General features: G+C 43.9%; 9 protein-coding genes and 1 riboswitch. Of the genes, 7 read left to right on the plus strand and 2 right to left on the minus strand.

Going from position 1 to position 21865, the window contains the following annotated elements; genetic code table 11:
- Positions 1-29 precede the first annotated feature (29 nt).
- Both AAYR28_RS01860 and AAYR28_RS01865 read right to left on the minus strand, forming a co-directional pair.
- The gene (locus AAYR28_RS01860; protein WP_046313811.1) at positions 30-1727 is read right to left on the minus strand and encodes a methyl-accepting chemotaxis protein; all 1698 of its coding nucleotides are present in this window, start codon (positions 1725-1727) and stop codon (positions 30-32) included.
- A gap of 127 nt (positions 1728-1854) precedes the next feature.
- Positions 1855-2283: a NucA/NucB deoxyribonuclease domain-containing protein gene (locus AAYR28_RS01865; protein ID WP_024424305.1), complete on the minus strand. Its 429-nt coding sequence runs from the start codon at positions 2281-2283 to the stop codon at positions 1855-1857.
- A 367-nt stretch (positions 2284-2650) separates the two neighbouring features.
- Between AAYR28_RS01865 and AAYR28_RS01870 the strand changes: the two genes are divergently transcribed.
- From AAYR28_RS01870 to AAYR28_RS01900, 7 genes are all read left to right on the plus strand, one after another.
- Positions 2651-4720 carry a hydantoinase/oxoprolinase family protein gene (locus AAYR28_RS01870; RefSeq protein WP_034283307.1) on the plus strand — a complete coding sequence of 690 codons (2070 nt, stop codon included), beginning with the start codon at positions 2651-2653 and terminating at the stop codon, positions 4718-4720.
- Entirely contained in the window at positions 4710-6698 is a 1989-nt protein-coding gene (locus AAYR28_RS01875; RefSeq protein ID WP_120208421.1) for a hydantoinase B/oxoprolinase family protein, read from the plus strand. Before AAYR28_RS01870 ends, AAYR28_RS01875 begins: the two co-directional genes overlap by 11 nt.
- Positions 6695-7780 carry an ABC transporter substrate-binding protein gene (locus AAYR28_RS01880; RefSeq protein WP_120208419.1) on the plus strand — a complete coding sequence of 362 codons (1086 nt, stop codon included), beginning with the start codon at positions 6695-6697 and terminating at the stop codon, positions 7778-7780. Before AAYR28_RS01875 ends, AAYR28_RS01880 begins: the two co-directional genes overlap by 4 nt.
- 8 nt (positions 7781-7788) lie before the next feature.
- On the plus strand, positions 7789-8880 hold the full coding sequence (locus tag AAYR28_RS01885; RefSeq protein ID WP_098677311.1) for an ABC transporter ATP-binding protein: 1092 nt from the start codon (positions 7789-7791) through the stop codon (positions 8878-8880).
- The gene (locus AAYR28_RS01890) at positions 8880-9749 is read left to right on the plus strand and encodes an ABC transporter permease (RefSeq protein WP_034283317.1); all 870 of its coding nucleotides are present in this window, start codon (positions 8880-8882) and stop codon (positions 9747-9749) included. Before AAYR28_RS01885 ends, AAYR28_RS01890 begins: the two co-directional genes overlap by 1 nt.
- Complete coding sequence (locus tag AAYR28_RS01895; RefSeq protein ID WP_024424298.1) at positions 9742-10545, plus strand: ABC transporter permease; 804 nt, start codon at positions 9742-9744, stop codon at positions 10543-10545. Before AAYR28_RS01890 ends, AAYR28_RS01895 begins: the two co-directional genes overlap by 8 nt.
- A gap of 368 nt (positions 10546-10913) precedes the next feature.
- Positions 10914-11007, plus strand: a riboswitch (cyclic di-GMP riboswitch).
- A gap of 145 nt (positions 11008-11152) precedes the next feature.
- The gene (locus AAYR28_RS01900; protein WP_345808916.1) at positions 11153-21865 is read left to right on the plus strand and encodes an amino acid adenylation domain-containing protein; all 10713 of its coding nucleotides are present in this window, start codon (positions 11153-11155) and stop codon (positions 21863-21865) included.

Consider the following 21865-nt stretch of genomic DNA (forward strand, 5'->3'; position numbering starts at 1 on the left):
TCGCCGTCTTGCGCTATTTGGTGTGGGATCTAGATGTGAAATTGCGAGACCATTGCTTTTAAATCTCCTGCTAAATGGGCAAGCGCTTCTGATGAAGCTGTTACTTCTTCCATTGCAGCAAATTGCTCTTCTGTTAAACCGGCTACTTGCTGTGAATGTTCACTCGTTCGTTTCACGCCTTCTGTAATAGACGCAAAAGACTGTTTCGCATCGTTTGTATAAGCTGCGATTTTTTGTGATGCACTTGATAAATGTTTAATGCCATTCGCCATTTCTCTCATCGACTGCTGGATATCATGAAATGATTCCTCTGTATGAGAGATAAGTACAGCCCCTTGAGCCGCTTCCTCTCTTACTCGTTTGATGGCATTCGTCGAATGAGTCATCTCTTTTTGTATTTCAGAAATGAGATGGGAAATCATGTTTGATGATGCTTGAGATTCTTCTGCGAGCTTTCTCACTTCGTCTGCGACAACAGCAAATCCTTTTCCATGCTCACCTGCCCGTGCTGCTTCAATTGCTGCATTAAGAGCTAGCAGGTTTGTCTGGCTGGCGATATCTGTAATGACTTTGGAAATATGATCGATTTCAGCTGAACGTGTTTCCAATGCTTGAATCGCTGTACCATTTTCTTCAATTGATTTGGCAATAGACGTCATCTGTGAATGAACTTCACCGATATTGTGTACACCTTTTTGGGCCACTTCTTGTGCGGAGTGACTTCTTGAAGCCATTTGTCCTGCATTTTCAGTGATGTTTGCCAGCTCGTTTGATACTTGAATCATTTTGTGCTCACTAGCTGTCATTTGAGCGGACTGTTCTTCTGAAGATTGTGCCACTTCTTGAATCGTATAGGTGATTTTTTCTGATGCTGCACTCGTTTCTTCTGCGCTAGCTGACAGCTGCTCAGAGGATGTGGCCACTAATTCAGACGTGTTCATGACATTTAGAATGGTTTGATTTAGTTTTTCACGCATCTTATTGAAATGGCCAGCCAGATCAGACAATTCATCACCAGCAGTATCCGTCACATTGATGGTTAAATCACCTTCGCCTGCACTCTTAATGGCAGAAGCCATATGCTTGAGACGTGCCTGAATCCGCTTAGTGAAAATAGAAATAATGATGACCGAAACGATCAGACTTAACAAAAGGACGATGACAAATTGTATATAGAATGACTGAAGCATTTGTGAAATCATGCTTTGATTGGCGCCAGTATAAAAAATACCAATTGTTTCGCCTGCTTCATTTTTGATCGGCATATAAGCCGTTTGATAGTCTTTCCCGGCAACATTTGCTGTGCCGTAATAGTTTTCTCCTTTATCTAAAACAGTGGTCTTCACTTCAGGAGAGACTTCTGTACCTACAGCTCGTTTCCCGTTTAACATGACATTCGTAGCAACGCGGGTATTTCCTTGAAAAATCGTGATGGTATCACCGGTATATTCGGCTAATTGGTCAACTAATGTGTCATGATCATTGATTTGCGTATTTCCTTTGAATAGCTTATCCTCTTTAATCTGCCACGAGCCTTCTACTTTTTCATTCAGGTAGGCGTAGCCTAGTTTTAAATCACCTTTTGCTTTTTCAGTTGCCATTTGCTTGATGTTTTCTGTCATCTCGCGATTCACCACATAACCAACAACTGCGGAAAAGATGATGAGGACACTTAAAAAGATCAGCAAAATTTTGGCGCCGAGCCTCAGTTTTCCCTTTTTCTTCATGCTTTTTAACTCCTTTAGGTATAAGGTAGGGTATCCCTCCTTAAGGATTATCGGCATGAAAAAAGTGTTTAAAATACCTGCATGCAGTCATGTGAAAATTTTTTTAATATAGAAAAGGGAAAGGCTGCTAATCGATGATAAATTGGATTCTTGTGCCGTCTGGATCATCCGATAATTGATGACTTACCCACGAGCCTGCGCCTCTATTATCAGAAGGGCGTACATATTTGACAGAAGCTCCTGTGCCTCCTTCTTTGCACATCGCCATTGGCCATTCGTCACGATCATACCCGCGCTTTGTTGGAACGCCATGTAATGATCGATCCCTCTGCTCATCACTATGTTTACGGTCAATTGTACAAATGGACGAATGACCTTCATCAATGGCTTCTTCTATGTGCTTGGCTGTTTCGGGATAGCGGTCTGATGGAAAATGAATCGTTTTGTCATAAGATGAATTCGCTGTCTCTTGTTTCCCTTGCTCCAGCTGGATATAGCCTGTTGCTACACCAATAACAATCAATAAAAGCAAGAGAATCATTTTAAGAAGTTTCATAGGTGCTGGCTCTCTTTCTTGTTTGCGTATTTTGTAAACAGAAGTATAGCAGAATTACTTACCAATTTCCCCTGGTTTTGAAAAAACGCCTTTTAAAATTCAAAAAACAGATTTTACAAGATTTCATGCTTTTCATTTTTGTAGAAATTCATAAAAATTTTAATTTTGTAGATCATAAAACGAATATGCTCATTCAAAATGGCTTTATCACTGCTTTTTGAGCTAATTTCAAGAATTTAACACACAGAAATTTCAAAAAAATAAAATTGACTAGACCGATCTGCTTTAATAATATGGAGTCAAATATCAAAAAATGTCGTAATTTATCAAAATATGATTCTAATTACATTGTAGGAGGGAAGTACAAATGGCGGATGTCTCATACCGGCTCGGAATAGACATAGGCGGAACATTTACTGATTTATCGTTGATAAATGAAGCAACAGGGGAGCTGACTGAACTCAAGACACCCACAGTGACTGATGACCCAGCCCAAGGAATTATCAATGGGTTAAATCTTCTAAAAAAAAGAGGTGTTGATTTATCCAACATTCAATACCTCGTTCACGGAATGACAATTGGTCTTAATACATTATTGCAGCGAAAAGGAGCAGATTTAGCCCTTTTTGTGACAGAAGGATTTCAAGATATATTGTCACTTCAACGTTTACGACTACCCATTCCTTATGACTTCAATTCTCGTTTGCCAGAACCATTGATACCACGGAAGCATGTATATCCAATCTCTGAAAGGTTGATACACGATGGTACGATCAAAAAACCTCTCCATCTGCAGCAGTTAGATGATGCAGTCCAGCATGCTATATCTAAAAAGCTAGCAGGTATCGTCATTTCTTTTTTACATAGTTATCAAAACCCAGTTCATGAATTACAGGCAAAAGCCTATATCAATCATCATTATCCACAGTTGGAAGTCCTTACCTCATCTGAATTATGGCCTCAAATGAGGGAATACGAGCGTACAGTGATGTCTGTTGTTAATTTGTACATTCAACCAAAGGTGAAACAGTATTTGCAAACACTGAAAAGTCGTTTGAAGGAAGAAGGTGTACCAATTTCTCCATACATTACACAATCAAATGGTGGTTTAATGGATGCAGAAAGTGCGGCAGCCTCGCCTGTTAAGACTCTCTTTTCTGGTCCGGCAGCCGGTGTCATCGGTGCGGCGAGAATTGCAGCATCATCTAGTGAACCCAACCTGATCACTTTTGATGTTGGGGGGACGAGTGCAGATATCTCGATTATTCAAAATGGACAGCCTACAATGGCGCAATCGAATCAGCTTTCTGGCTTCCCAATTATTCTTCCATCTGTTGCGATGTATTCAATAGGAGCAGGAGGAGGTTCGGTAGCATGGATTGATCAGGGCGGACTTCTAAAAGCGGGGCCAGAATCAGTTGGCTCAAACCCGGGACCAGCTTCGTATGGAAAGGGAGAAAAAGCAGCTTTAACTGATGCGTTTCTCATATGCGGTTACCTCAATCAAGAACGTTTTGCCGGAGGACATTTACAATTACAGTTGTCTGCGGCGAAAAAGGCTTTTCAGCCAATTGCTGATCAGCTCAACAAAACGGTTGAAGAAGCGGCTGACCAGCTCATTCAAGTAGCCGTAGCCAATATGTACACAGAATTAAGCAATGTGATGGAGCAGCAAGGGTTTGACCCTAGAGATTTTAGTTTGCTGGCGTTTGGCGGAGCAGGGCCGGTTGTGGCGAATTTCCTTGCGAGAGAAATTCATGCGAAAAATGTGGTTGTTCCTCCAAGTCCGGGTACATTATGTGCGTTAGGTGCTCTGACTGCTGACTTTATTCATGATGCGGTGCTGTCGAAGAAAATATGCTTACAAGACTATTCGATCAACCAACTAAAACAAGATTATGAGAAGCTGTCGCGAAAAGCGACTGATTGGGTCAGCCAGCAAAACATTCAGCATATCAATCAGACATCCATTCTATTATTAGCAGACGCACGTTATCAGGGACAGGCATTTGAGATTGAACTGCCATTATCGATTGATTGGCTAAAGCAGGAACAAAATATCCACCAACTCATTGAAGCCTTTCACAAATTGCATCAGCGTCAATATGGTCATAGGGATGATCAGGCAAAAATCGAATTTACTCATTTACGCGTTCGAGTCATAGGCGAGACGCCTCCGCTGCCTTTTTCACCTGTTCATGAAAGCAGCGGACAGTCTTTGAAACCATATGAATATAGACGAATTTTTATTGAAGAAAAAGAATACGAAGCATCGGTTTATAACCGGGATACTCTGTCAGTAGGTTCTATTGTAAATGGGCCTGCCGTTATTGAGCAGGATGATACAACAACATTAATTTTGCCAAACTGGGCAGGCAGCATTGATCCATCAGGTAACTTAGTGATTTCAAAGGAGGCGGCTTTACATGAGAACTGACCCAGCAAAGCTTGAGATGATGCGCAGTTATTTTAATGCGATTGCATCAGGTATGGGGCATGTCATTGAACGGACGTCATTTACGACCTTCGTTAAAGAATCTGCTGACTTTGCGACAGCATTAGCCACGCCATCTGGAGATTTCTTTGTTTATCCGAAGACAGTAGGTGTGACGATCTTTTTAGGGCTGAGTCTAAAAAAAGCGATTGAAGAAAGCGGGCCGATGCAGCCAGGAGACATTATCATCACTAATGATCCTTATACGACAGACGGTTTGGCGACTCACCTTCCAGATGTCCATATCATTAAGCCGATTTTTGTAGATGGTGAAATCGTAAGCTATGCTTGGTCTTTTGTTCATGTCAGTGATGTGGGTGGGCTTGTGCCTTCGAGTATTTCACCGACAGCAACGGATGTTCATCAAGAAGGATTAAGAATTCCGCCAGTGAAAATTTATGAAAGCGGGAAAGAGAATCAGGTCGTACGTACCTTTTTAAGAGCGAACAGCCGCGCTAGTCATCTAAATGATGGTGATATTAATGCGATGATTGCAGCAGTTAATACAGCAGATATTCGGTTAAAAGAAATGATTGAGAAATTTGGAAAATACGAAGTGAAACAAGGAATGATAGACTTGCTGAAGCAAGCCGAGGATCGTGCTGGAAAGGTCATTGAAGCTATACCGGATGGAACGAGTGAATTTGCTGATTATTTAGATGATGATATGATCTCAGACGTCCCTATTCGGTTGAAAATCAAGCTAACGATTAAAGGGAAACGGCTGACGCTCGATTTTTCTGAGTGTGACCCGCAAGTGAAAACAGCCTTTAACCTCGTTACCAATGGTCAGAAGCATTCCTTTCTTTATCAAGGATTGATTAATTACATCATTAGTAAGGATCCTTTTATACCGATTAATGGTGGAATAACGTATCCAATTGACGTGATCTCTCCTAAAGGAACGCTGGTGCATCCAGAATACCCGGCTTCTGTCGGGATTCGTCATTCGATTACGATGAGGCTGTACAATGTCGTGCTAGGCGTCATTGGTAAGCTGTTACCTGAAGCGGTGCCGGCAGCAGGTGCAGGTCAATCTGCCATTGTGGTTCTCTCAGTACCTGATGATCAAACGGGTGGCAGGAAAATGTCCGTTGTCGAACCATTAGGCGGAGGCGGCGGTGCTCAAAATGGTACTGATGGAGTGGACGGTATTGATCATTCGTCAGGCTTTTTGAAGAATACCCCAATTGAGAGTTTGGAACAGCATATTGATATTCATGTTCACCGATATGAACTTCTGCCGAATACAGGTGGAGCTGGTGAAAATCGAGGCGGACATGCGATTGGTTTGGAATTTGAAATGATGAAGCCTGAATCAATGGTGACAGCACGAGGAATGGAACGGATGAAGTTTCAGCCTTGGGGATTAATGGGCGGCCGAGCAGGATCGGTTGGTGAGGTCAAGCTGACCACGGCTAATGGTGAGAAACAAGACCAGCCCAAAATAGATGTTCTGCGACTTGAAAAAGGCGATATCGTTCAATTGATTTCACCAAGTGGAGGCGGCTGGGGGAATCCATTTGCCCGAAAGAAAGAAAAAGTCCTTCAGGAAGTGGAAGCAGGTCTATTAAGTGAAGAGAGAGCGCTGCAGCAATATGGTGTGAAAGTGTATTTAGACCAAAATAAATGGAAGATTGATGAGGAGCAGACGAGCAGGGTGCGAGAAAAGGTTGATGTTTCTGCATCTACTGACGTGTGGGATTTCGGAGAACAAAGAGCAGCTTATGAGAAAGTATGGACGGATGAAGCCAGCAGTGCGCTGGCCGTTCAGCTTCGTTCCTATCCGGCTAATGAACGTACGCACTATAAACATGCAGTTCATCAACATTTCAGTCATAGAAATGAGCCGTTAACAAAGGAAGATATTACTCAAGCACTTTTTCAAATGAATGGACAAAAAGGGGGAAATAAATCATGAAAAGAAGATTAATTGCTATTTTTGCAGGCATCCTGTCAATCGTTGTACTGCTGGCCGCTTGTGGTGGAAATGGAAAGGATCAAGGCAAACAGCAGCAGACTGTGATTGTTGGCGTATATGGAGGCGATTGGGAAAAGAATATCAAACCAATCCTCGAAAAGTTTGAAAAAGATACAGGAATTAAAGTGCAAACCGTCTCTGGGGCGGATTCTGAATGGTTTACAAAATTAAAAGCGTCAAATGGAAAAAATCCACCATATGACTTACTAATCTTACAGCCCGATACGATTCAAAGAGGTATCGCAGCAAACGTTCTTGCGCCTATCGATGAAGATCAAGCGCCGAACGTCAAAAAACTTTACCGTTCTGTCCAAAAGAAGCTTACTGTTAATGGAAAACAATATGCAGCAGGTTTTAGTATGGGGCAGCTTGGAATTGCTTATAGAAAAGACCTCGTCAAGCAGGAACCAAACAGCTGGACTGACCTATGGAGCAGTCAGCTGAAAGGGAAGGTAGCCATTTCATCTCCGACTTATTCAGCCGGTTTGCAATTTTTCTCTGCACTTGTTCATGCGCAAGGGGGGACAGAATCAAATCCTAAGGATATTGATAAAGCATTTAAAAGTCTCGCGCAGTTAAAAGGTCATGTAGCTGCTTTTCCAGATAACCCAGGATCGATTCAAACTTTGTTAGAACGTGGGGATGTCGCGGCTGTTCCATATTGGGACGGGCGAGTATTTGCACTTGAAGAAGAAGGAATGGATATTGGTTTCTCATATCCGAAAGAAGGCGCTGTTGCAGCTGTTGCGAGCTGGGCTTTAACGAAGGGAAATCAGCACGAAGAAGCGGCGTACAAACTATTAAACTACTTGAGCGGAAAAGAAGCTCAGGAGGCATTCTCGGAAAAATCTTATTATGGCATGTCGAATTCTGATGTGAAATACGATGACAAGATTAAGGGGAAAGTGAAAGTTGGAGAAAATTATTACAGCAAGCTGACTTGGGTAGATTATGAAACAGCGACCTCTGAGCTTGGCAATTGGACAAATCGATGGAACGAAGTATTAGGCGGAGGAAAATAGGTGATCGCATGAGTGGAATTCATTTAGAACACATCAGTCAGCACTTCGGTGAGCAAATCGCTCTCAACGATGTCAGTCTTACGGTGAATGAGGGAGAGTTTTTCTCCCTTCTTGGTCCTAGCGGCTGCGGAAAATCAACGTTATTAAACATCATTGGCGGTTTTTTAGAACCAACAAAAGGTGTCGTCTATATTGGTGATCAGGATGTGACAGCTTTGCCGCCTTACCAAAGAAAAACAGGTATGGTCTTTCAAAGCTATGCACTTTTTCCGCATCTGACTGTATTTGATAATGTGGCGTACGGGCTAAAGGTTCAAAAGAAAAAGAAGGCGGAAATCAAAGAGAAGGTGATGGAAAGCTTGTCTCTTGTTCAATTAGAGGCATTTGCGAAACGGATGCCCCACCAATTAAGCGGTGGTCAACAGCAGCGGGTAGCGATTGCAAGAGCGCTGGCGATTCAGCCATCTGTTCTCCTTCTTGATGAACCGCTCAGCAACCTAGATGCCAAACTAAGAAAAAACATGCAGACAGAGCTGCGAAATATTCAAAGGAATGTCGGGATTACAACCATTCTTGTGACACATGATCAAGAGGAAGCCTTAAGTCTTTCTGATCGGGTTGGAATTTTAGGAGAGGGAAGAATTCAGCAGATTGGGACGCCTTTAGAGGTGTACCGCCAGCCAAACAATCGATTTGTAGCTGAATTCATCGGACAGGTGAACATCTTTGAGGCTGTGTACAATGAAGCTGATGCGGCATTTACAGTTCCGCATGTAACCCATTCAAACGGTCAGCATCTTCAGTTGCAGGCTGCGGAACATCAAGAGAAGAGGGAGAAGCAACTGCTTATGCTGCGTCCTGAAAGAATCAGCATCTCTTCTGAGCGGGAGGAAGTAAAGCCGAACCATGTATCAGGCGTGCTGTCAGATGTGAGTTATATTGGGCATTCATTACGTTTGGTTGTGGGACTTGATCATGGTGAAATTATTGTCCATGCTTCTGATGCGGCATTTCCCGAGCTGCCTGAAGTTGGAGAAACCGTCCATATCCATTGGCAGCCTGAAGATATCGTTTTCTTAGATTCGAAGGTGCATACGTGATGCGAATCAAGAAAAAGAATCAACGATTTCATTGGTTTATGCTGCTGCCAGCCTGTTTGTTTCTTATAGTATTTTTACTAGCTCCTCTGGTGATGATGCTCGTTCTCAGTTTTCGCGATGTCGATTCGATGATGAATACATTACAAACGTATAGCTTTTCTCAATATATTCATGTGTTCACGACAGATGCATATGTAAAGGCGATTGGAAGTACTGTGTGGGTGGCTTTGCAGACAACGGTGATTTGTTTATTGATGGCATACCCCGCAGCATACGTGCTCGTCAAAGCACCTAATCCGCGTCTGCGTGCATTTTTCTATATCCTACTTGTGTCGCCGCTTTTGACAAGTGTTGTGATTCGGACATTTGCATGGATTGTTCTTCTTTCGCAAAATGGTCTGATCAATGGCATGTTACTAGATTTACATGTAATTGAGAAGCCGCTCTCGATGCTGTGGAATATGAATGCGGTCATTATTGCCTATGTCCAAGTTATGCTGCCATTTGCAGTACTGCCGATCGCAACAAGCTTAACCGATATGGATCGTCACTTAAGACCGGCTTCTATGAGTCTTGGAGCTGGCCGGATTCGAACCTTTTTTCATGTCACCTTACCACTTACCATCCCAGGCATGGTGACTGGCGCGATCATCGTCTTCTCACTGGCAGCAGGAAGTTATATCACCCCGCTGTTAGTCGGCGGACGGATGCAGCCGCTGCTGCCGCTGTCAATTTATCAGCAGGTCATGCAGGTGTATAATCTGCCTCTTGCTGCCGCTATGTCCTTTACATTATTGGTTTGTGTGCTTGTGGTAGTCAGTCTATTAAGCTATTTATTGAAGCGTTGGGAGGCGAGGATGCATGCGTAAAAAGTCAATAGGTGACCGCTTGCTTTCCATCCTGATTTGGACTGCTGGGTCATTGGTTTATCTTTTTTTAACCATACCTGTTCTTGTGATCGTCCTATCTGCTTTTAGTCCAAATGCCTTTCCTGAATTTCCACCGACTTCGTTCTCCGTTCGCTGGTTTCATGAGGTCGTGTCAAATCCAGAATGGATGGAATCTCTTCGGATCAGTGTGATTCTGCTGTTCATCGTGACGCCTCTCACGGTTCTTTTAGGGACAATGGCTTCGTATGCTTTAGCAAGGCTTTCCTTTAAGGGAAAGGAGGCTGTCCAAGCTTTCATTCTGTCACCTCTCATGATTCCTCAGGTGGTGTTAGGGATTGCAATGCTTTACTTGTTTACGGCTATGGGTTTTACAGGGTCTTTGTGGGCGCTCGTCATTGGTCACGTCATCATTGGTTTTCCCTATGTGGTTCGAACGGTAGGCGTGAGTGTTTCGAATTTAGATCCGCGGCTTGAGCTGGCTTCAATGAATCTTGGCGCAGGACCCATTCGCACGTTTTTTCGAGTCACATTGCCTTTGATTAAGCCGGGAATCATTGCAGGAGGGGTGTTTTCAGCTGTGACGTCATTTGGGGAAATATCGATCAGTTTGTTCGTTTCCTCTCCTCAAACCATTACAATCCCTGTCAGGACCTTTAATTACATTGAGCAGACCTTTGATCCAAGTGTCAATGCGATATCTGTCATATTTATTATCATTTCTATCATTGCGCTGCTCATTATTGAAAAAACGATTGGTCTGTCTAAGGTGATGTAAATATAATGAAGAAACAAGGAGTTGTCATTTGAAATGACAGCTCTTTTTTTTGTTGTTTTTACAGTAAAAAAATTCATTTTTTTAGGGAATATAGTTCTTAAGATTTAAGAATTTGCGGGGAACGCAAGGAGACCTCTATCCTACATTTTCGGTCATATTTTCAAAATTTAAGGGAAAATATGAAATTTTTGCGGTATTTAGTCGATTATTTTCGGTTGAACGCAACTATTATTAGTTATTTTCGGTAAATATCGTCAATTCTCACAGGATCCCTTCGGTATAACGCATGAATCTTTACACCCATTTTTCGGTGAAAAAAACAATATTTTCATATAAAGTGGACGTAAATAGAAAATATCTAAAAGAAAAGAAGAAAAAGGCAAATCTATGGAAACATAGAGACGCAAAGCCATGTCCTAAGGTAAATGATTCTTTTTTTGCTAAGGTCGGCAGGCTACCGAATGAAAATGGGAGTCCCTCCGTTTTATTCGGGGTGGGCTCCTTTTCGGTTTAACCGTCTATTTTAATGAAATAGACTTGGTTCTTTTGATATAGAGGGTGCAGGGTGAAATTGGTGGAGAAAACATAGAAGAGGCGGAGGATGAGAATGAATACAGTTTATTACCCCTTAACACATGCGCAAAAGCGAGTATTCTACACGGAAAGATTTTATCCAGGTACAAGTATTTCTAATTTGGGTGGATTCGCCAGGTTGAGATCAGCATCTGGTCTCGATCCTTCTTTGGTCGTCGATGTGCTTCAAGCGTACATTCGACAAACTGACTCTCTTCGGCTGAGGCTCGTGTATCGAGATGAAAAGGAGGAGCCTGTTCAATATATCAAACCTTATGAAAAACAGCCGATTCGCATGGAAAAGGGCTGGAGTGAAGAGGAAGTAAGGGTTTGGGCAAACGAGCAGATTCGTGAGCCGATGCCATTGATTGACAGCCCTTTGATTGAATTTACGGTGTTTCAAATCAGTGATCAAGAGTGCTGGCTGTTCTGTAAAGCACATCATATTGTCGCGGATGGTATTTCCATCATTTTAATGGGAAATCGCATTATTGACTTATATCATGACATGCTGCAAGGAGTAGACATCTCGCCAGTTGAGGAGATTTCCTTCGTTGATCACATCATGAGTGAGCAGACCTATGAATCTTCTAAACGTTTTCAAAAAGACCAAGCTTTTTGGAATGAGCAATTTGCTCATATTCCAGACTTCGCATCTTTAAAACCGCATAAGGGATACGAGATGAGTTTGCATGCGGAGCGATTTTCAGGGGATGTTCCAGATTCTTTAAAGGAGAAGCTTCGTGTTTTTTGTGAAGAACAGAAAGTCAGTATGCTTTCGATGTTTATGTCCACTGTCTATATTTACTTACATCGCTTTAGCGGTATGGAGGATGTCGTTCTTGGAACCTTTATGGGCAACCGGACGAATGCCAAAGAAAAAAAGATGATTGGGATGTTTGTATCCACGATTCCAATGCGTGCATCTGTTCAAGGATCGCAATCGTTTCTTGATTTCGTAAAGAAGGTCATGGCAGATCAAATGAAGATCTTGCGACACCAAAAGTACCCTTACAATTTGCTCATGAATGATTTGCGGGAAAGAGAAGGGTTTACAGGACGCCTTTTTGATATTTCTTTAGAGTATCAGGTGATGCAGTGGCAGAAAAAAGAGAATCTGTCGTTCATTACTGAACCGATTTTTAGCGGGAGCGGAATGAATGATATTTCAATACATGTGAAAGACCGCTGGGATACTGATACATTGACCATTGATTTGGATTACCGTACAGATGTATTCACAGAAGAAGAAATGAGTAAGATGTTTGATCGATTCTTGATATTACTAGAAGCGGCCGTCTCTCAGCCTGATCAGCTGATCGGGACACTGCCTTTACTTTCAGCAGGTGAACATAAGGAGCTGCTGCAATTATCTGAAGGAGAATCGTTTGAAAGGCCAGCAGCAAAACCGGTTCATCACATGTTTGATGAGACAGCCAACAAATATGCAGACCGGACAGCCGTTGTAGCAGAAAATGGAACAATTACTTATGGAGAGCTGCAACAACAGGCAGAAAAGCTGGCACGTTTTTTACAAATGAAAGGTATCTCACGTGATGTGCCTGTTGCTGTTTTGATGGAGCGGAAGACAGATGCCATGGCAGCAGTCTTCGGCATACTAAAGGCTGGCGGGGCATATGTACCAATTGATCCGGCATTACCTGAGGAGCGCATTCAATTTATTGTGGAGGATTCAGGTGCTTCTATTGTGTTAACAGAGGAATCGTTCATTCAAGATTACCCAGCCCTTTCGGAAAAATTGATCGTGCAGCAGCAAATATTATTAGATGATGGCCGGCTGCCTGAGCTTGTAGATCAGACGGCGCCGGATGATTTAGCCTACATGATTTATACATCGGGTACAACTGGAAAGCCGAAGGGCGTCATGATTGAGCATCTTCAGCTTCATCATTTGGTCCATGCTTTGCATCATGAGATTTATCAAGGGGCGAATGAGCTACAAATGGCGCTTCTAGCCCCATTCCATTTCGATGCATCGGTCAAACAAATCTTTGCTGCCCTTTTATTTGGACATACGCTTCATATCATCCCGCGAGAAACGACGAGAAATGGCATGCAGCTAGCGGCTTATTACAGAAAACATCAAATTGAAGCGGCAGATGGAACACCGGCGCATGTGCAGCTTTTACTTGCTGCGGATTTGGACGGGCTGTCATTGACGCACATGTTGATTGGGGGAGAAGCGCTGCCTGCGAAAGCAGCACGTTCACTCATTGAAGCAGTTCGTATGAGTCAGCCTGATTTTACTCTGTGGAATGTGTATGGTCCAACTGAGACGTGTGTGGATGCGGCGGTGCATCGTCTAGATCTCAGTGAGCTGAGCGAATCCACTGAACAGCGCTATGTGACGATTGGAAAACCGCTTGGTCATCATCGTATTTATATTTTAAATGAATATGATCAATTACAGCTGCATGGGGCAGCAGGAGAACTGTGCATTGCCGGTATAGGTGTTGGGCGAGGCTATGTGAATCAGCCTGAATTGACGGAGAAGGTATTCACAGCAGACCCGTTTTCTCCGCATGAGCGGATGTATCGAACGGGGGATCTAGTCAGATGGCTTCCGGATGGCACGATTGATTATCTTGGCAGAATGGACGATCAAGTGAAAATAAGGGGTTACCGGATAGAAACAGGCGAGATTGAAGCTGTGATGGAGCAGGTAGATGGAGTTGATAAGGCTGTCGTGCTAGTGGTTGACGAAGCGGATGGAGAAAAGGCGTTAAGTGCTTATTATCAAGCTCGTCATGAAGGTGTGTCTGTTGACATGCTGCAAGCGGCTATCAAACATCAGCTTCCAGCGTACATGATGCCTCTTTATTTCAAACAGCTCGATGCTTTTCCACTCACAGTCAGCGGCAAAGTCGACCGTCGTGCACTTGCTGCATTAAAAGGTGATAGAGCGGTACATGCTGTTTATACGGCACCTAGAAACGATATAGAAACGAAGCTTGTTCATTTGTGGGAAGACATTCTAGATCAAGAGAAGATCGGTGTGTATGATTCTTTCTTCGATCGAGGCGGGCATTCGCTCAAAGCGATGACCGTACTTACCAAGGTTCAGCGAGACTTTGAAGTGGAGGTGCCGCTCTCCGTTTTATTTGAACAGCAGACAATTGCTGCTCTAGCTGCTTATATTGAGCAAGCAGAAAGGTCTTCTGAAACGGTGATACCAAAAGCGCCGGCTGCTGATCATTATCCATTGTCGCCTCCACAGCAGCGCGTCTATATGGTGAGTCAATTGGAGCAAAGCACTGCATATCATATGCCTGCTGTTGTGAGGTTAAAAGGAACTCTGCAGCTTGAGAAGCTGACTGAAGCCTTTGACAGGCTGATCTCACGTCACGATATGCTGCGTACTTCTTTTCATACGATAAAAGGTGTTCCTCGTCAGCGGATTGTTTCATCAGTGTCCTTTCAAATAGAACAGCTGACAGGCGGTACGGTGGAAGAAAACATGCAGCAATTTGTCAGACCTTTTGATCTTGAGTGTGCACCGCTTCTTCGAATTGGTTTGCAGTCATTGCATGATCAGGAGCATTTGCTCTTTTTCGATATGCATCATTTGATTTCAGATGGTCTTTCGATCGATTTGATGCTGCGTGAGCTGTCAGATGCTTACGAGGGATCGGTTAAAGCACCATTGAAGCTTCAATATCAAGATTATGCTGTTTGGCAACAGCACCAAGGCTTTCAAAAAGAAGAGGCATTTTGGCTGCAAGAATTTTCGGGTGATATTCCGGCTTTACAGCTGCTGACTGATTATCAGCGTCCAGCTGTCCAGTCTTTCGCAGGTGATCGTGTCATCAAAGAAATAGATGAAGCGTTAAAGAATCAATTACAGGAGCTTGCAGCAAACCATCACACGACACTGTATACGGTCTTGCTTTCTGCTTACTATACACTGCTTGCGAAATATACGGGTCAAAAGGAATTCGTGGTCGGAACACCGGCGGCAGGGCGTGTGCATACAGATTTGAATGACATGATCGGTATGTTTGTCCAGACACTTGCTTTGCGGTCGGAGGTAGATCCGAATGGAACCATGTCTCAGCTGATTGAGCAAGTAAAGGAAAAGACGATGCAGGCATTTGAGCATCAGCAATATCCATTTGAACGGCTGCTTGAAAAGCTGAATGTGCCAAGAGATTTTAGCCGTCATCCATTGTTTGACACCGTCTTTACACTCGCGCCGGATCATGGAGCAGCTCAGCATATTGGAGACATGCTGGTCGAGGTTGAAGAAACCAATTTCCATATTGCGAAATTTGATTTAACACTGCAAGCGATGGGGTCAGATCAAGGTTTATCCTTTGTACTTGATTACAGTACGGCGCTATTTAAACGAAGTACGGCAGAGCAGATGATGAAACATTATGTTTATCTGCTGGAGCAGATGGTTCAAGCGCCGCAGGAAGCTATTCGATCCTATCGATTACTGTCTGAACAAGAAGCAGAAGCTCAGTTAAATAGGTGGAATCCGTTACCTTCGCCTTATCCAGCGGAAGAGACCATTGTGACGCAGTTTGAAAAACAGGTGCAGCAGCATGGTCATCAGCCTGCATTGCAATGTGAAGATGTGGTTCTTTCTTATCAAGAGCTGAATGACCGAGTGAATCAGCTGGCTCATTATTTGCGTGAAAATGGTTTTGAAAAAGGAATGAAAGCGGCCTTATTCTTTGAACGTTCCAATGAAATGGTGCTCTCTGTTTTGGCTGTGCTTAAGGCTGGCGGTGTCTATGTACCAATTGACCCCGATTTCCCTGATGAGCGCGTGAAGCACTTTTTAACAGACAGCGGTGCACAATTCTTACTGACACATCAAGTGCTGCGCCATCGCTCGGTGCTCACTGCATTTGAGGGAACCATCATAGAAACAGAAGATCAAGCGATTGCTCAGCAGTCAGACAGCCCTATAGATGTTCATATTTCACCTGAGGACTTAGCGAATTTGACCTATACATCTGGTACAACCGGTAAGCCTAAAGGAAATATGGTGACACACCGGAACATATTGAGAACGGTGAAGCAATCGAATTATCTCACCATTCATCCTGAAGACACAGTGATGAGCCTCTCAAACTATGTATTTGATGCCTTTATGTTTGATGTGTTTGGTGCTCTATTAAACGGAGCGAAACTCATTGTTCTGCCAAAGGATCATATTTTAAACATGAATGAGCTTTCTGGAGCGATTGAGAAGGAAAAAGTCAGTATTTTAATGATCACGACAGCTCTTTTTCACTTACTCATCGATATGAAAAAAGACAGCCTGAAAAACGTAAGAAAAGTGCTGTTTGGCGGAGAACGTGCTTCTGTGCCTCATGTAGTGACTGCACTTGAGACAGTTGGGAAAGACAAGCTTGTTCATATGTACGGACCTTCTGAGAGCACAATTTTCACCACATATTATCCTGTGAATCACATTGAGAAGCAGGCGTTATCCATCCCAATCGGAAAGCCAGTGAGTCAAACGGCTGTTTATATTGTAGATGAGTTTGGACATGTTCAGCCGCCGGGTGTGGCGGGAGAGCTATGTGTCGCTGGTGATGGACTGGTGAAAGGATATTATAAGCAGCCAGAACTAACAAGCGAAAAGTTTGTCAACAATCCTTTCCGCCCTGAAGAAACCATTTATAAAACGGGCGATCTTGCACGCTGGCTGTCAAATGGAGATATTGAATTCATTGGACGGATCGATCATCAAGTGAAGATTCGCGGACAGCGTATCGAGCTTGGGGAAATTGAACACCAGCTGCTGCGGCATCCTCAGGTGAAGGAAGCTGTCGTCATTGCTGCTCCGAATGACACGTTATGTGCGTATTTCACAGCAGAAGGATCTGTCTCATTAACTGATTTGCGCGAGCAAGCAGGACGTGAACTGCCTGTATATATGATGCCGGCATTTTTCATGCAATTAGACGAGCTTCCTTTGACGAATAATGGCAAGATCGATAGGCGGGCGCTGCCGGCACCTGATCTCAGTGAGCAGGGGGCAAATGAATACACCTCTCCTCAAACAGAAACAGAGCGTCTGCTGGCGAACATTTGGGAGGAAGTTCTTGAAGTGCCGCGAATCGGCAGGCATGATCATTTCTTTGAATGCGGAGGCCATTCGCTGCGCGGCATGAAAATGCTGAACAGGCTGTATGAAGAGATGCAGGTGGAGCTCACTTTGAAGTCTTTATTTGAATCCCCAACATTAGAAGCGTTCGCCCTTGCGGTTGATCAAGCGGATCAAACGGAGATCAAGCGAGTAGAAGTTGCCAAAGAGGCGGCCTATTATCCAGTGACATCTGCTCAGAAAAGACTGTTTGTTTTGGAGAAAATGACTGATGCGGAGCAAAGCTATCATATGCCGGCTGCCTTAAAGCTAGAAGGCGCCTTTGATGAAAAACGATTTGAAAAGGCAATTGATCAGCTAGTCCAACGTCATGAAGCTTTCCGAACGAGCTTTGATTTTGTTGAGAATGAACCTGTTCAACGGATTGAAACAAATGTCTCTATAGACATTGAAAAAATTGAACAGAACGGCCGAGACATACAGGAATTAATGAATGACTTTATCAGGCCATTTGATGTAGAAAAAGCGCCTTTACTCAGAATAGGGCTAGTTTCCGTTTCCGTAAATGTCCATTATTTACTGATTGATATGCATCATATCATTTCAGATGGTGCGTCTGTTGGCATTTTAATTGAGGAGCTATCAGCCTTGTATCGGGGAGACAAACTAGAGGAATTACCTGTTCAATATAAGGATTATGCAGTTTGGTCAAAAAGTGAGGCATCTGCTGCGCAAAAAGCAGCTGAAGAGGCATTCTGGCTGGATCAATTAGAAGGGGAACTGCCTGTACTGGCACTGCCGGAAGACCTGCCAAGGCCAAAAGTGCAAACATTCGCAGGAGATCGTGTCTCATTTACAATCGAAGGTTCGCTTAAAGCGAAATTGGACGAACTCGTTAGAGCGCTCAACAGTACGACCTATACAGTCCTGCTTGCTGGCTACAGTATTCTTTTAAGCAAGCTTTCAAGACAAGAGGATATCATCATTGGTTCTCCGGTTGTTGGCAGAACCCATCCTGATATTCAATCTGTGATCGGCATGTTTGTGAACACGCTGGCACTTAGAACAAGACCAGCAGGACATCAGACAGCTGCTGAATTTGCGTCAAATGTGCATCAGCTTGTGTTAGAGGCAAACGAGCATCAGCTGTACCCATTTGAAGAATTGGTAGATCAGGTGCAAACGGTTCGAGATACAAGCCGCCATCCAATTTTTGACGTGGTATTCTCAATGGAAAATGCGGATATTCGCGATTTATCAATGGATGGGCTTCACATTGTTCCACAGCCATTCGAAGAGAAGAATGCCAAATTTGATTTGACCTTAACTGGAAACGAATCCGCAGATCAAATTGAGCTCGTGTTTGATTTTAATTGTTCTATCTTTCAAAAGACGTCAATTGAAAAGTGGAAAGAATATTTCCTTCATTTGCTGGAACAAATGGTGTCAGCACCAGATCAATCGTTAGATCAAATGCGATTATTGTCACCACAGCAGCAGCAAAAACAGCTGAACGAATGGTCAGGACCTATCCTAGACGTCCCATCAAATCAAACCGTTCATGCCCTGATTGAGGCTAAGGCACAAGAAGCGCCGCACCAAAAAGCGGCAACCTTCTGCGGAACGAGCTGGACGTATAAAGAGCTGAACAGCCGGGCGAATGTAGTCGCTTCAAGACTTATCGCAAACGGCACAAAACCAGGAGACCGCGTCGGTATTCTCACCCGTCCTTCTCTTGACATGACAGCCGCTGTCCTTGGCGTCCTCAAGGCAGGTGCGGCATTCGTTCCAATTGATGCAGACTATCCAGCGCAGCGCATTGCCTACATGCTGGAAGACTGCGGGGCAGAGGTACTTCTAATGCAAAAAGGACTCACTGCACCACCTTCATTTACAGGTCATGTGTTGTTCATAGAAGATGCGGTAGAAGGAGAAGCTCACGAGATTCAGGTTCATGTCAAACCAACGGATCTCGCTTATATGATTTACACCTCTGGGACGACGGGACAGCCGAAGGGTGTCATGGTTGAGCACCAGTCCCTTGTGAATCTTGCATTTTGGCACAATGATGCGTTCCAAGTGACGAAAGACGATCGAACTGCGAAATATGCCGGCTTTGGCTTTGACGCCTCCATTTGGGAGATGTTCCCGACGTGGATCGCCGGCGCAGAGCTGCACATTATCGACGAAGCGATTCGCCTCGATATGATCAAGCTCAATGCTTATTTCAATGAAAAAGGCATCACCATTGCCTTCCTGCCGACCCAGCTATGCGAGCAGTTTATGTCAATGGACAACCATTCTCTGCGTTATTTACTAACAGGCGGAGATAAGCTGAAACAGGTAAAGCCTGTTCCATACAAACTCGTGAATAACTATGGTCCGACTGAAAATACAGTCGTAGCGACAAGCGGAGTCATCGATCCAGAACAAGGCACGATTCCGATTGGAACAGCGATTGCCAATACACGTTTTTACATCATGGGTTCTTTATACGACCTGTCGCCGCCAGGCGTACCCGGTGAGCTCGTCATTGCAGGAAAAGGACTGGCAAGAGGCTACTGGAATCTTCCGGAAGAAACCGACAAACGATTTGTCCCAGATCCATTTTATCCAGGCGAGCGCATGTACCGCACAGGCGATTTAGTGAAATGGACAGAGGATGGTGAGCTGATCTATCTCGGCAGAATAGACCATCAGGTCAATATCCGCGGCTTCCGGATTGAACTGTCAGAAATTGAAGCGCAGCTCCTGACGCTGGATTCGGTCAAAGAAGCCGTCGTGACAACGGTCAAAGATGCAAGTGATCAAGACGCCCTTGCCGCTTATGTGATCACGGAGAACGATACAGATACAGAGGACTTAAAAGAAAGCCTAAAACGCACGTTACCAGAATACATGGTGCCATCATGGATCATAAAACTAGATCAATTTCCAATGACGGCCAATGGAAAAATCGATCTCAAAGCATTGCCAGCACCTGATATCGAAGCGAATCAAACGGTATACGAAGCACCAAGAGACGAAGTGGAAACACTGCTTTGCGGCATTTGGGAAGATGTCCTTGGCGTCAGCCAAGTCGGCATTCACGATCACTTCTTCTTCCTTGGCGGAGATTCGATTAAAGGCATCCAAATGGCAAGCAGACTCACGCAAGCAGGCTGGAAGCTCGATATGAAACTTCTATTCCAGTACCCAACGATTGCGGAGCTGCGCCCATATATCGAGGAAGCTGATCAAATGACAGCAGACCAATCACCTGTCGAAGGAGAAGCCATTTTAACACCGATTCAGCGCTGGTTCTTTGAACGAAACTTTACGAATCAGCATCACTGGAACCAATCGATGATGCTTCATGCGCCAAATGGTTTAAATGAGAAAAACGTTCAGCAAGTACTGGAACAGCTCATGATTCATCATGATGCCTTGCGAATGGTGTATCCGCTCGAAGAAGGGCGCGTCATCCAGCGTCATCGAGGAATCGAGGAAAATAATGTGGCAATTGATGTGGTGGAAGTAACAGGAGAGCTGTCACAGCAAATTCAGCAGGTAGAAAAGCTGGCAAATGAAGTGCAGGCGAGTATACCGCTAGCAGACGGGCCTTTAGTGAGACCTGCCATTTTCCGAACGGATCAAGGGGATCATTTATTGCTGGCTGTACACCATCTTGTCATTGATGGTGTGTCATGGCGCATTTTCCTTGAAGATTTCATGGCTCTTTATGAACAGTCGAAGCGCGGGGAAACTCTTACCCTTCCTGAAAAAACACACTCCTTCCAAGAATATGCCCAGAAGCTGACTGAATACGCTGTGTCAGATGAGCTGCTATCGGAAAGAGATTATTGGAAAAAGGTGCTTGCGCATTCCGTTCCTCCACTTCAAAAGGATCATGTCACGGAGGATCAACGAATGCTTCATACACATACCATTCGTTTTACATTGTCTGAAGAGGAAACACGCAGTCTGTTGACGGATGTACATGAAGCCTATCAAACAGAAATCAATGATATTTTGCTGACGGCATTAGGGTTGTCCATGAAAGAGTGGACAGGTGAAGACAGGCACTTTATTCATCTTGAAGGACACGGGAGAGAGGACATCCTTCCTGCAGTCAATGTATCACGGACCATCGGCTGGTTTACTAGTATGTATCCTGTGTTATTGGATATGTCGCATGCAGACGATCTTTCTTATCAGATCAAGTATTTAAAAGAGGAACTCAGACACATTCCGAACAAGGGCATCGGCTATGGCGTTTTAAAATACTTAACACCTGACAAGATGAAGGACGATATCGATTTTCAAGTCACACCAGATATCAGCTTTAACTATCTTGGTCAGTTTGATGAACAGATCGGCGGCGGTGAATTGAGGCGTTCTCCATGGCATGCAGGACAATCGCTGAGCCCTGAATCTGAGAAACCTCATGCGCTGGATATTGTTGGTTTCGTAGAACAAGCAATGCTCCATGTGACGATTTCCTATCATCACCTTGAATTCGAAGAACGTACGATCGAACAGTTCAAGGAACTCTTAGAAAAGAATGTGAAGGCACTGATCTCACATTGTCTATCACAGGATGAGAGTCAGATCACACCTAGTGATGTGGGGGATGAGGATCTCACCATGGACGAACTTGAAAAGCTAATGGATCTATTTTAA

The sequence above is a fragment of the Bacillus safensis genome (assembly GCF_039619585.1).
Lineage (GTDB): Bacteria > Bacillota > Bacilli > Bacillales > Bacillaceae > Bacillus > Bacillus safensis.

What these genes read in the sequence shown, in the direction of transcription:
- AAYR28_RS01860 (WP_046313811.1), bottom strand. Translation starts at nt 1,727, where the DNA reads ATGAAGAAAAAGGGAAAACTGAGGCTCGGCGCCAAAATTTTGCTGATC.
- AAYR28_RS01880 (WP_120208419.1), top strand. Translation starts at nt 6,695, where the DNA reads ATGAAAAGAAGATTAATTGCTATTTTTGCAGGCATCCTGTCAATCGTT.
- AAYR28_RS01865 (WP_024424305.1), bottom strand. Translation starts at nt 2,283, where the DNA reads ATGAAACTTCTTAAAATGATTCTCTTGCTTTTATTGATTGTTATTGGT.
- AAYR28_RS01895 (WP_024424298.1), top strand. Translation starts at nt 9,742, where the DNA reads ATGCGTAAAAAGTCAATAGGTGACCGCTTGCTTTCCATCCTGATTTGG.
- AAYR28_RS01870 (WP_034283307.1), top strand. Translation starts at nt 2,651, where the DNA reads ATGGCGGATGTCTCATACCGGCTCGGAATAGACATAGGCGGAACATTT.
- AAYR28_RS01900 (WP_345808916.1), top strand. Translation starts at nt 11,153, where the DNA reads ATGAATACAGTTTATTACCCCTTAACACATGCGCAAAAGCGAGTATTC.
- AAYR28_RS01890 (WP_034283317.1), top strand. Translation starts at nt 8,880, where the DNA reads ATGCGAATCAAGAAAAAGAATCAACGATTTCATTGGTTTATGCTGCTG.
- AAYR28_RS01885 (WP_098677311.1), top strand. Translation starts at nt 7,789, where the DNA reads ATGAGTGGAATTCATTTAGAACACATCAGTCAGCACTTCGGTGAGCAA.
- AAYR28_RS01875 (WP_120208421.1), top strand. Translation starts at nt 4,710, where the DNA reads ATGAGAACTGACCCAGCAAAGCTTGAGATGATGCGCAGTTATTTTAAT.